This is a genomic window from Lewinella sp. JB7, from assembly GCF_024297185.1.
GTDB lineage: Bacteria > Bacteroidota > Bacteroidia > Chitinophagales > Saprospiraceae > Neolewinella.
Genome location: NZ_JANCTD010000010.1, coordinates 87467 through 100824, shown reverse-complemented (window position 1 = coordinate 100824; position 13358 = coordinate 87467). Strand labels below are relative to the sequence as shown.

Sequence of the window (13358 nt, the reverse complement as noted above, 5' to 3'; positions counted from 1 at the left end):
GCCTACTTGACCACCAGATCGGTTTCGGCTTCTACTCCGTTTGCGCGGACGATGAGCCGGTACGTACCCGGGCGCAGGTAATAAGCTCCGTTGTCGGCCGCCTCGATACGGACCGGTTTGGTTTGGGGCTTGCGGTCTTTATTGAGTTGCTCTTCCAGGGCCGCGAATTTATTCGCATCAAAAGACAGGTCGTAGGTTATACTATTGATGCCGGAACTTAGTGATACGGGTTTGGTAGTCAGCAATAAACCATCATTGGTCTTCACCGAAATAGTGGCTCCTGCGTCCCCGCCCCTGGCGTATATCTGTACATTCAGCGTAGGCGTGGTATCGTCCGTGAACCAGCTGTGCGAACCGTAGCGTTGGGAGTACCGCTGGGTAGGAATGGAGGAAATAACCAGAGTGGAATCAGGCTCGCCGGCTATGGCTTGCAGTAAACCGACGTCCGCCCGGTAGAGGCTACGACCGTGGGTGCCGACGATGAGGTCACGCTGTGATTGCTGAACGACGACGTCGTGGACGGCAACGGAAGGAATGTCGCGTACGGCCGCGAAAGTGCGACCGGTATCCTGGCTTACGTAGAGCCCGTGATCCGTCCCGACGTAGAGAAGGGCGGCATTAGCGGGGTCTTCCTTGATTACGTTCACCGGCTCAACGGGGAGGTCGGTACCGATACGTTGCCAGGTGGTTCCCCGGTCGGTACTCCGGTAGACGTGGCTGGAAAAATCGTCGTCCCGGTAGCCGTTGAGCGCGAGGTAGACCACCTCCTCCCGGTGGTGGGAGGCCTGAATGCGGGCAACCCACAGATCTTCCGGAAAGCCCGTCAGCCGTTCCCAGGTGGTGCCTCCGTCGGCGCTCCGGTGGACCCGTCCGTCATCACTCCCCGTATACAGCAATCCGAAGCGAAGGGGACTTTCGTCAATGGTGGTGAGGGTCCCGTAGGTGACGTCTCCCCGACGACCACCGCCGGTAAGGTCGGGACTGACGGTGGTGAAGTCATCGCCCCGGTTAAAGCTCCGGTGCAGGTGATTGGACCCCATATAGAAGATGTCCGGCTGGTGGGGACTGATCAGAATAGGCGCCTGCCAGTTCCAGCGGAAGGGGCGTTGGCCGAGTTCGTGCTTCGGGGTGAGGTAGGTCCGTTTGTTTTCTTGCGGATTAAGGCGGTAGTAGTTGCCGAACTGAAAGCCGACGTAGACCGTCTCGTGGTCACGCGGGTCCACCTGTACCTGCATTCCGTCGCCCCCGAACAGCATCTTGTAAGGGTACTCGCCGCGCTGCTGCCACTCGGTGCTGGCCTCGTAATCGTGGGGCCCGCGCCAGGTTCCGTTGTCCTGGAGCCCGCCGTAAACCCGGTAGCCATCCGGATGATCGTCCACGGCGATGTTGTAGAACTGGCCGACGGGTGGCACGTTGCACTTGATCCAGTGCTGACCACCGTCGTAGCTGATGTTGACGCCTCCGTCGTTGCCGTTGATCAGGTGAGCGGGGCGGTCGGGATTGATCCACATAAAGTGGTGGTCGGCGTGAACGTTGTCGCCATTGGCTCCTTGCCAGGATTTGCCGCCGTCGGTCGATTTAATGATCGGTACGCCCATGGCGTAGATTGTCTGGGGATCGTCGGGATGCACGGCGATCTGCCCGAAATAGTAGCCGTAGCTGTAGTAAACGTCGTCGATGTAGTCGTCGTGGGTGCGCGTCCACTTCCTGCCGTTGGTACTGTGGTAAAGTTCGAAGCCCTTGACCGGGACATCGAAAAGCTGGCTGTTGGCGTCCTCCAGATATTCCACGAGTTGCAGCGGACTGATGCTGCCGGACTTCAGTTGTTTCCGGACGGTAGCGGCCGTCAGTTCCCGGGGGAAGTCGTTGGTGCGGAGAAAGTCTTCGAGCAAGTACGTTTCCAGACGCAGTAAATCCTCCTTCGGCATTGTCCGCAAGCGATTCTTGGTCAGGGCATCTTCGTCTTCCGGCTCCGCTTCCCGGTGAAAGTAGTTATCGATACTGGCATAGAGGTGGCGGTCCCCCCGGGCATCGTAGCTCACGGCGAGTCCGATACGCCCGGCGCCCCGGCCGGTGGGAAAGCCCGCGTTTTCGGTGGACAGTAACTTCCACGTCGCTCCCCGGTCCTGGCTGTGGTAAATTCCGGAACCCGGACCACTCTCCGTGAAGTCCCAGGCCTTGCGTTCCCGCTGCCAGGTAGCGGCGTATAGCTCATCCGGTTTGCGGGGGTCGCGCACCAGATCGACGGCGCCCGTACTGTCGTTTACGAACAGGGTCTTTGCCCACGACTTGCCCCCGTCGTTGGTGCGGAAAACACCCCGTTCCGGATTCGGTCCGTACAGATGACCGAGTGCCGCCACCCATACGGTGTTGGGATCTTCGGCATCGACGATGAGCCGGCCGATGTGGTGTGTCTCGTCCAGACCCATGTGGCTCCAACTGTTACCCCCGTCATTGCTGCGGTACACTCCGTTTCCGGCGTAGGAACTCCGACTGCTGTTTACCTCTCCCGTACCCACGTAGAGCGTGCCGGTAGGCCAGTGCACATCGATGTCACCGATGGTCATGACGGCTTCGTTGTCGAATAGCGGCGTAAAGCTGGTCCCGTTGTCGTGGGTTTCCCACAAGCCACCGCTGGCGTAGGCGACGTAAAAGTGGGTGGGATCGGTGGGGTCGACGGCAATATCCGTAACCCGACCGCTCATAATGCTCGGACCGATGTTCGTAAAGGCGAGCCCCGCTACCGGGGAGTTCTCGAGTAGTGCCCGCCGCTGGGTGTAGCCCGCCGATCTCTCCGCGGCGGCAGTGGGTACCTGGGCAGAAAGAATTCCCGGGACGGTTAACGGGAGCACAAAAAACAGTAGACAGCTTAAACGCTTCAGCATATTTGGATGGCTTAGGTCCGGTAAGGTAAGCGACCCGCATAACATGCCCGACGGTTCCGGTGTAACGAAAATGGCCACTACCCGGGTAGGGTAGTGGCCATGATCAGAAGCGGTAGCTTAGGTAGCTACGATTACTGCTTCGGCGTCAGGACGGTGTCGATCACGTGGATCAGTCCGTTGCTGGCGGCGACATCGGTCGAAGTGATGGTAGCCATCTCGCCGTTTCCGTCGGTAAGAATCACCTGACCGTCCTTCATGGAAGCGATCAGACTGTTACCGTCGATGGTCTGAATGCGGAAGTAACCCTTGTTGGCTTTGATTGCCTTCTGCAGGTCTTCGGCGGTAATGCGCGAAGCGACAACGTGGTAAGAAAGAATACCGCGCAGTTGCTCCTTATCGCCGGAGTTGAGGGCACTGCCGTTCTCTCCCTGCGAAAGCTTATTGAAGGCCTCGTTGGTGGGAGCGAATACGGTGAATTCACTCTCGCTGCCGAGCACGTCGCTCAGTTCGGCGGTTTCGACCGCACTCATCAGGGTGCTAAAATCCTCGTTCTGTCCGGCGACATCAACGATCGAATTGTTGGAGGTGCCCCGGCGGGTGGTGTTGCTCATGCGGTCGGTAGTAGTGTTCATTTCCCGACGTACGTCGTTGCCTACCTCGGTAGTGGTCCGCTGAACGGCCTGGCTGGTTTCCTCACCGGCACGCTCGATTTCATTGGCCACTTCCTGACCTTCTTCTTCGAGTTCGTTACCCATTTCGCGGGCACCTTCGCGCATTTCATTGCCCATTTCACGAGCACCTTCGCGCATTTCGTTACCCATTTCGCGGGCTTCGCCCTTCATTTCGGCGGCCATGGACTGGGTGCTGTCGAGCATCTCGTCGCCCATTTCCTCGCCTTCTTCCATCATGTCGTCGGCTTCTTCGTTCATGGCACCCATCCGGTCGTCCATCTTCTTTTCGTGATCCATACCGCCGTGCATCAGCGCGTCTACGTCGACGTTAGCGGGAATCAGTACGTGGTCGATCAGGTGAATGACACCATTGGAAGCCATCACGTCGGCCTGGGTGACCATGGCGGTATTGCCCTGAGCATCCCGGAGTTCGACGGAGCCATCCATAAGGGAAGCGGAGAAATCACCGTTCATGGTCGAGGCCATAAAGGGAGTGTCGTCCGTGGCATTTTCGATACCCTGGGTCACGTCGGCGGCAGCGACTTTACCGTCGGCTACGTGGTACTTGAGGATGTCGACCAGGGCCTGGCGGTTTTCGGCCTTAAGGAGGGCGCTGAATACTTCGGGAGGAAGGGCACGGAACGCATCGTCGGTTGGTGCGAATACCGTGAAGGGACCTTCGCCCTCCAGGGTAGACACCAGATCAGCAGCCTTGAGGGCGGCGACCAGTGTAGTGAGATCGTTGTTCTCACTGGCGAGTACTACGATGTTGTTTTCTTCTTGCTCCGTAGCCTGTGCAAGGGCCGTAGTGGAGGTAAAAGCCATCACGGCAAACAGTGCCATGAGGTTAAAAATTAGCGTTTTCATCTGTAAAAAGGTTTGTTGTATAAAAAGTAAAGCGTGCGGGCGATTGCCCGATGTTGGTGCTACTAAAACGTCTGCCTTCCGGGCATGTTCGGAAATTGGGCCAAATCCGGCAATGCACAATTCCGGTCGTCAGCCGTATCTATGCCGAACCAACAACCGTACACGCCATGCTGAAACAACTCAATCCCACTTCGACCCTCGCCTGGAAAGAACTCGAGATCCACGCCCACGAAATGCAACAGCGGCACATGAAGGATCTCTTTGCCCAGGATCCGGACCGTTTCCGGCGTTTTAGCCAAACCGTGGGAGACATACTGGTTGATTATTCAAAAAACATCCTGACCCAGGAAACTCTCGATCTACTGTACAAACTGGCCGAAGAGTGCGGCGTGAAGGAAGCCACGGAAAAGATGTTTACCGGCGAAAAGATCAACGGGACCGAGGACCGGGCCGTGCTGCACGTAGCCCTGCGCAACCGCGGTGGAGCGGCCATCACGGTAGACGGAGAAGACGTAATGTCGGAAGTGAACGAGGTGCTGGACCGCATGAAGACCTTCACCGACCGCATCCATTCCGGAGACCATAAGGGGTACACCGGCAAGCCCCTCACCCGGGTGGTCAATATCGGCATCGGGGGTTCGGACCTGGGGCCCGTCATGGTCACGGAAGCCCTGCGGCCCTACTGGATCGACGGAAGGGAGGTGTACTTCGTTTCCAACATTGACGGTACGCACCTGGCGGAGGTTCTCAAGCGCGTGGATCCCGAAACCACGCTGTTCCTGGTGGCGTCCAAGACCTTTACCACCCAGGAGACCATGACCAACGCCCGCAGCGCCCGGCAGTGGTTTCTCGAGCAGGGGGGCAGTCAGGAAGACGTGGCCAAACACTTCGTTGCCCTGTCTACGAACGCGGAAGGAGTGAAGGACTTCGGCATCGCCGAGGATAATATGTTCGGCTTCTGGGACTGGGTGGGTGGCCGTTACAGCCTTTCGTCCAGTATCGGCATGAGCATCGCGCTCACCATCGGCTTCGACAACTTCAGCGCGCTGCTCGACGGCATGCACGATATGGACGAACACTTTCGCCATACGGAACTGGCCGACAATCTGCCCGTGAAACTGGCGCTCATCGGCATTTGGTACACGAATTTCTTCGACGCCGAGACCGAGGTTATTCTGCCCTACGACCAGTATTTGAGTCGTTTTCCGGCCTACTTCCAGCAAGGAAATATGGAAAGTAACGGTAAGAGCGTGGACCGCAGCGGAGACCCCATTGAGGATTACAATACCGGTCCCATCATCTGGGGAGAGCCGGGCACCAACGGCCAGCACGCCTTCTACCAACTCATTCACCAGGGCACCCGCCTCATTCCCGGCGATTTCATCGCGCCGGCGGTTTCCCACAACCCCATCGGCGACCACCACGCCATTCTGCTCAGCAACTTCTTCGCCCAGACGGAGGCCCTGATGAACGGGAAGTCCGCCGCCCAGGTAGAAGCGGAACTGCGTAAGGAAGGAAAATCGGACGAGGAGATCGCCTCGCTCGTACCCTTCAAGGTCTTCGACGGCAATCAGCCGACGAACAGTATCCTGGTAAAGCAAATCACGCCCTTCACCCTGGGGCAGCTTATTGCTCTTTACGAACATAAGATTTTCGTGCAGGGAGTAATTTGGAACATCTTCAGCTTCGACCAGTGGGGCGTCGAGCTAGGTAAGCAACTGGCCAAGGCAATCCTGCCGGAACTGGACGGAGCGGAAGAGGTAAGTACCCACGACAGCTCCACCAACGGATTGATCAACAGCTACAAACAGTGGCGCTAGGCTATGAAGGACCGCACCTTTGCCGGTAATCTCGTATTCGTCCTCTTCGAATTGACCATCCTGATCGGTGGGCTCTATCTGATCCAGTTCGACAACGATCTGCTGTGGGCCGAAGGACGGCCCGATTTCTGGCGGGTGTTGTTGTACTTCGCCATGACGGTGGCCATCCTCAACGTCACGACCCGTTTCGTGAAGTGGCTCTACCGGCGCCGCAATTACGCCAAGCGGCGGGGAGCCAAAAACTTCGTGTACGGGGTAGAGAACATCCGCAAGCTCCTGCTGGGGGCCGTGGTGATCTTCACCATCTTCTCCCTAATCGGTATCGATTTCCGGACCCTGTTTACCTCCCTGAGCATCGTGGCGGCGGCGATCGCCATCGTCTCGAAGGACTTCGTAAACGACCTGATCGTCGGAATTTACTACAGCTTCACCGATGTATTCGAGGTAGGGGACTACGTCCGCTTCTACACCTACCGGGGCCGGGTGGCCGATATCGGCTTACTGAAAGTCAAGATCCTTAACGACAACGACGACGTAGTGATTCTCCCCAACGGTAAGGTATACAGCAACGAGATCATCAACTACACCCGCCGTGACGTGCGGCTCATGAGCGTGGATTTCGAGATGGATATTCGTGCCATTAAAAACATCGATCAACTGGAAGTGGAACTGCGCGAAAGCATCAATGCCTACGCCGAAATGATCGAACACGATTCCTACCTCCTGAAGATCGTGGAGGTAAAGAAGGATTTTATGGAGCTCAAATTTCAGTTCCGCCTCAAGAGCTTCGATCGCGCCCAACAGCGGGAAATCAAACGCAAGGTCGTACGGGAGATCTTCAGCTACGTCAGTTCCCACAAACCGGCATAAGTCCGAGCAGTAGTCTTAATTGATACTACCAGCCGATTATTGCCGTTCGCCAAGCGTACACACCCTTAGTTTGAACTTGTAAGTCGACCGGCTTTTTCACGATGCTTTGAAAAAGAGCACCGGCGCAGCAACTTCCTTTTGGGAGCTCACATGAAACAAACCTTGATCGCAGTGCTCTTGCACTTGTGCCTGTACGGCTATGGCGATGCTCAGGACGCCCTCGCCCAACACTTCCGGGGACACGAATCGACCTATAACCCCGCCTTCACCGGACAGGTAGGCGCCACGCGCGTCACCGCCGGAACCCGCAGCCAGTGGGGAGCGACCAGCCGTGGGGGCACGGCGGCCGTACCCGGCTACAAATCTTATGTCGTCAACTACGAAGAGGGACTACCGTGCCTCTTCTTCGATTACGGTCTGTTCGCGCGCCAAAATTCCCAGGGGCACGGGCAGTTAGTGACCAGCGAATTCGGCGGCCGCGTAGCCGTGGCCATTCCCCTCACCCAGAGCGGCGCTACGGACCGGGTGACCAACCTGCGCTTCGGACTGGGTATGAGCCGCGGACAGCGGCGCATCGACTACAACGGACTCGTCTTCCTCGATCAGCTGCACGACGTGACGGGGCTCATCGACTGGAATGGTGATCCCAACACATCGTCGTTCGTTCCCGCCGGCCCGGGGCAGAGCCCGTGGTACACCTCTACCAGTCTGGGCGCGTCGATCAAGGGCGGGATCCTCAACCGACAACACCGCACCGGGGAACGCCCGATCACCTACGATATCGGCGTGGCGGTACACAACTGGAAGGGATTGGTAAGCCAGGACGGGAGACAAACCGCCTCCCTCAACGGGAACGACACCGCTCTGCGGGAGCGCTGGGTAGTCAGCGGGAACGCCAGTCTCGTGGTGGCCAAACGGAATCGCCGGTACTGGTCGGTTCACCCCCTCGTCGTCGCCCAACGGCAGGGCCGCTTTGCCTACGCGGAAGTGGGCGGGGGATTATCCTGGAACCGCAACTTCGAACTCGGGCTATACCAACACCTCGCCACCACCGGAGAGGCGGGGACGAACTGGACGACCGTCCGGACCGATGTCGGAACGGTACTGCCCGACGGCTACACCCGCGTCGACTTGGGCCTAGGCTGGTCCTTTCAGTACGGCAGTCTTAAAAATCACGTGCGTGCCCCCTTCGAACTGACGGCCACGTTCAGTTTCGGCAAGAGCATCAGCTGCCTGGCTACGGGCGGCAATTACGACTTCGTGTCCTCACGCAAGCAGAGCTGCTACAGCTTCGGCACGGCACGGAACCGCATTTACGACAACATCTGGTACCAGAATTGATGGATTTTATGCTCATCATCCTACGCACGACGCGCGCACGGTTTTACCTGACCGCTCTTACTTGGATCTTTCTCAGCACCTGCGTCCCCGCCCAGAACCTCCCAAACTGTGACGCCCGGGACTGCGGCGATCTTCACCTGGAATTCGACACGGTGGATGAGATCTTCGCCTGCTGGGGCGAGGCCGTAACCCTGGTTAATCAGTCGGAGGCGGGATTCGACTTTTTCGTGGTGGACTGGCGGGACGGTACCACCGACACCGTCCGACACGCCGGACCCATAAGCCACGTGTACGAGGTACCCGATGACGATTACTGCTCTCCGGCCATCACCTACCGGGTAGCTCTGCGGGGTGTAAAGAACTGCGGAAGCGGAACGACCTGCGTAACGACAAATGTTGCGATCGAGGTTGTTCCGGACCCCACCGCCGACTTTTCCGCTCGCGAAGAGGCCTGTGTCGGAGAGGAGGTAATCTTTCTGGAAGAATCGTGTAACGAGAGCAACGACGGGTATTACTGGGATTTTGGGGATGGGACCACGAGCACGCTGCCTAACCCCGGACACGCCTTCGACCGACCCGGCACCTACGACGTTCGCCTGCGCGTCTCCGCCCGCGGAGGATGTGGCGAACGCACCGACGAGATCGTGCGGCAGGTTCGGGTGGTCGCTCCGCCGGACCCCGCCTTCGACATCAGCGAGGAGGATCTGACGGTGTGTATGGGGGAGACCATCACCTTCACCAACCGGGCAAACGACCACACTAAAATACGCTGGACCATCTCGTCGCCCGATGAGTGGGAATTTACCGATCCGGATATGGATCCCACCACGGACGTGATCGGGGTACGCTTCACCGGCGTCGGCGATTACCGGGTCCGACTTACCGGAGAAAATGCCTGCGGCAGCGAAATCGCCGAAACCTCGGTGCGCGTCCGCTCGTCACCGATCGCCGAACTGCACGCGCCGGAACCCTCCTGCGGCGCCCTGTCGGTCTCGCCGGACGACTTCGGATTCTGGCTCGGCGGCGAATACGATGGCGTGTGCTGGGTGTTCGACCAGGCCGGGCGCACTGATACGATCTGCGCGGAAGACTTCGGAAGCTACACCTTCGAGTCTTCCGGTACGGCGGAAGTGCTCATTGCCAGCAGTTGCGGCACGCAGTCGTGGTCCGTAGACGTAACGGTCAACGTACCGGAGTCGCTGCACCTTTCGGCCGAAGCGACCTACTGCAGCGGTACCGCCCCCACCGAGCTCGGCACGTCGATCGCCGGGGGCAGCTGGTCGGGCCCCGGGATCGTCGACGCGGGTACCGGGCGTTTCGACCCCGGGAGCGCCCGTGTCGGAGAAAACGTGATCACCTACACGGTAGACCGCGATCACTGTACCTACTCTGCCCAAATCACGGTGCGGGTGGTGGCCAGCGAACAGGTCACGACCCCCGACGCGACCTACTGCGCGGACGACTCTCCCCAGACCCTGAGCGCCTCTCCCGGCGGGGGCAGCTGGTCGGGGGCCGGCATCACCGACGCCGCCGCCGGAACCTTCGACCCCCGCCTGGCCGGAGCGGGAACCCACACCCCCGTATACACTTACAGCGACGGCAGCGGATGCCGGGTAGTGGGCCGCCCGACGATCACGGTGACCGCACCGCCAAATTTCACCGTACCCGACACGGTAATCATCTGCTTTGCCGACGCGGATTTCGACCTGAGCGAAGTCGCGGGACTGTCGGAGCACTCCACGGCGGGAACGTTCCGGTGGACCACCGACGGCAGGAATATCTCCGGTGGCAAGTACAATCCCCGGCGGGAAAGCGGCCGGCCCGGCTTCGTCTCCCTACGGATGCGGTATACCCGGGCGGCATGTTCCGTAGAGCGGGATGTCGTGTTGCACGTGACGGAACCCGTCGCCGTAACCATCGCTCCGGTGGACGAAGTCTGCATCGACGCGGCCACCCATCAACTGACGGGCTCCCCCACGGGCGGCCAGTGGAGCGGGCCGGGGATCGACGCCGTCTCGGGCGTGATCGACCTCTGGGCTACGGGCGGCGGTGTGTTCATCTACCGTTACACTCTGGATGCGGGCAAGAACTGTGAGCGATCGACAACAAGGGAAGTGACGGTTAGCAACCCCGGTCGGGAACTGCATGCGGGGCCCGCTCAGCAAATCTGCGAGGGGGAGGCACTGACCGTTTTATTGGAAGGGGCGGAGCCGGCCGACGGCACCTGGAGCGGACCGGGCCTGGAGGGAAACACCGTCAGGCTTGCATCCCTGGTACCCGACTCCACCTACGAATACACCTACACCCGCACGACGGAACGTGGCTGCTCCGCCTCCGTCACGAAACTCCTGACCTACGACGGTCGCCCGCACGCAAGCTTCGGCACCCCCGACTCCCTGTGCGCCGAGACTGACTTTCGGCCGGCCGGTGAAGACCCCGGAGCGACCTACCACTGGGATTTCGGAGACGGGACCACCTCCGACGAGGTTACACCCCAACACGCCTATTCAGCAGGAGGCAGATCTTACGTGCAGCAACTGAGCGTCACTTCGGCGGCGGGCTGCCGCGTCGACACCCAACGAAGCGTGTACGTCACGGCTCTGCCAACGGCCGACTTTACTCTGGACAGCGTCATCGGCTGTGCGCCCTTTCAGTTGGATCTGCAGGGTCAACTGACGGGGGAGGACATTCGCACGGCGTGGTTCATCGGCCGGGACACCATCGGCACCTTCCCCTCGGTCCAACATACCCTGGGTGGGTTCGTGAAGGATACCACCCTGACCGTCACCCTCGTAGCGGAAAACGGCTGTGGGGCGGGGACGCGGGAGCAGTCCGTCACCGTAAAGCCGACGCCCCGGGCATCCTTCGCCATGGCCCTCGACCACGGCTGCTCGCCCTTCGCACCCCGACTGAATAACCGCAGCGTCGGACAGCCCACCGGCTACCAGTGGGTTTTCGGCAACGGAGAAACCAGCGAGGCCGAGCACCCGGAAGTGCCCGCGTTCACTACGGAAATGGACACGTTCCGCACTTACCGGATCTCCCTTACCGCTACGAACGCCTGCGGACGGAATACCTTCTCGGACGAGGTAACCGTACATCCCCCCGACGTACGAGCCCTCATCAGTCTGGACGAAACGCGGGGTTGTCAACCCTGGACGTTCAGCCCGCGCAGCGGATCCACGCCGGGTGCGGCCCTGGCCTGGTCGGTGCTGGATTCCCTGGGCCGGGAAGTCGCCACGGGAAGGGGAAGCGAACCGCTGATCACGCTGCGGGAAGCGGGCCATCACCGGATCGTCCTCCGGGCAAGTCGTTGCGGTACGGCTACGGACACCGCCCACGTATGGGTCACCCCCACTCCCGCATTGGCAATCGAAGTGCCGCAGTCGATCTGTGAGGAAGAAGAGCTGACCCTGGAAACGCACGGGGGAACCTTCGTCAACGCGCAGTGGCGGGTGGGGGGCATAATCACCAGCGACGAAAGAAGCCCGACGGTACACTTCAGCCGCCCCGGGCGCCACGTAATCTCCCTGGCCGCGGAAGCTCCCCTGACGGGCTGTCCGGTACAGGCCTCGGCCACCATCGACGTGCTGCCGCAACCGCTGGCTCGCCCGGCGGCCGTCGACAGTAGTAGCTGTCCACCCTTCACCACCACTTTCACCCCCGGTGCCGACGATAACGATCAGTTGACGTTCCAGTGGAAATTTGACGACGGCGGCAATGTTTCCGACCGGAAGTCTCCTACCTACACCTACGAGCGATCCGGGAATTACGAACCCAGCGTGACGGTCACCGACACGAGCGGCTGTAGCACGACGGCCGTGCTGAGTCGCATCCGGGTGCACGCCGTACCCGCCGCCGATTTTACCGTGCCGGCCACGGAATTTTGCGGTCCCACGGCGCGCGTCCCCTTCACGACCGGCGCACCGGACGCCGCCGCCTACGCCTGGACCTTCGGCGACGGAAACCGGTCTACCGAGGCACGACCGGCGCACGTTTATAGCGCACCCGGGACATACCCCGTCGAGCTCGTTACCCGGTCAGCCCACGGCTGCGGCGATACGTCCTCTACCATCATTTCCGTACTGGCGGCGCCCGAAGCCGACTTCGATCTTCCCCCACCGGTGGTATGTGCGCCCTTCGACTTTAGCTTCCGGGCGAAGGACACGGAAGCCTCCCGCTACGAATGGTTCCTGGACGGGGAAGATACTCCCTTCGTCGGTCGACGCTTCGAGGTGGAATTAACGGAAGCTCGATCCTACGATCTGCGGTTGGTGGCCATCAACCGGGACATGTGCCGGGATACCCTCACGGTACCCGACGTGGTGCAGGTGGAGTCGACGCCGACCGCTGACTTCTTTCCGTTCGTGGACGAAGACCCGGTCAGGGTAGGGGAGGTCCGCTTCGACAACCGCAGTACGGGGGCCGACGCATACCGCTGGGAATTCGGTGACTCGACCGCGTCCACCGAGCTTTCTCCGCTGCACGTGTTCCGGCGGGGCGGCACCTACGACGTCAAACTTACGGCTACGGCTCACCACGCCGGCGGATTCACCTGTGCGGATTCGCTGGCCCGCCTTGTCCGTACCGAGTCTTTCGGCCGCTTCTTCGTGCCCACTGCGCTGTCGCCGGAATCCGGCTCCGAGGAAGTGCGACAGTGGGGCGCTAAGGGCATGCAGATCAGCGCTTACACCCTGGAGGTGTTCAGTCCCTTCGGCCAGCGGGTGTTCGTTACCGACGCCCTCGACGAGGGGAGACCCGCGGGCCGGTGGGACGGCACCTATGCCGGCAGCGACGAAGTAGTCCCGCAGGGGGCCTATACCTGGCGCGCCCAGGTTACTTATCACGACGGGCGCACCGAAAACTTACTCGGTACGGTTACGGTAATTCGTTAGCACGGGGCG

6 protein-coding genes are annotated in these 13358 nt (G+C 60.3%); 4 read left to right on the top strand and 2 right to left on the bottom strand.

From position 1 onward, the window contains the following. Window positions 1–2: 2 nt before the first annotated feature. Both NMA52_RS16765 and NMA52_RS16760 read right to left on the bottom strand, forming a co-directional pair. Window positions 3–2852 (bottom strand): glycosyl hydrolase, encoded by a 2850-nt coding sequence (locus NMA52_RS16765; protein WP_254828859.1) that lies wholly within the window; start codon window positions 2850–2852, stop codon window positions 3–5. A gap of 164 nt (window positions 2853–3016) precedes the next feature. After that, the gene (locus tag NMA52_RS16760) at window positions 3017–4423 is read right to left on the bottom strand and encodes a fasciclin domain-containing protein (RefSeq protein ID WP_254828858.1); all 1407 of its coding nucleotides are present in this window, start codon (window positions 4421–4423) and stop codon (window positions 3017–3019) included. 167 nt (window positions 4424–4590) lie between these two features. Between NMA52_RS16760 and pgi the strand changes: the two genes are divergently transcribed. The 4 genes from pgi to NMA52_RS16740 all read left to right on the top strand — a co-directional run bounded on the left by pgi (window position 4591) and on the right by NMA52_RS16740 (window position 13349). Next, window positions 4591–6243 carry a glucose-6-phosphate isomerase gene (gene pgi / locus NMA52_RS16755; RefSeq protein ID WP_254828857.1) on the top strand — a complete coding sequence of 551 codons (1653 nt, stop codon included), beginning with the start codon at window positions 4591–4593 and terminating at the stop codon, window positions 6241–6243. 3 nt (window positions 6244–6246) lie between these two features. Further along, window positions 6247–7113: a mechanosensitive ion channel family protein gene (locus NMA52_RS16750; RefSeq protein WP_254828856.1), complete on the top strand. Its 867-nt coding sequence runs from the start codon at window positions 6247–6249 to the stop codon at window positions 7111–7113. 171 nt (window positions 7114–7284) lie between these two features. After that, window positions 7285–8454, top strand: a complete 1170-nt coding sequence (locus tag NMA52_RS16745) for a type IX secretion system membrane protein PorP/SprF (RefSeq protein WP_254828855.1) — start codon at window positions 7285–7287, stop codon at window positions 8452–8454. A gap of 8 nt (window positions 8455–8462) precedes the next feature. After that, a complete protein-coding gene (locus NMA52_RS16740) occupies window positions 8463–13349 on the top strand; it encodes a PKD domain-containing protein (protein ID WP_305884749.1) in 4887 nt (1628 codons plus the stop codon). The last annotated feature ends 9 nt before the right edge of the window (window positions 13350–13358 follow it).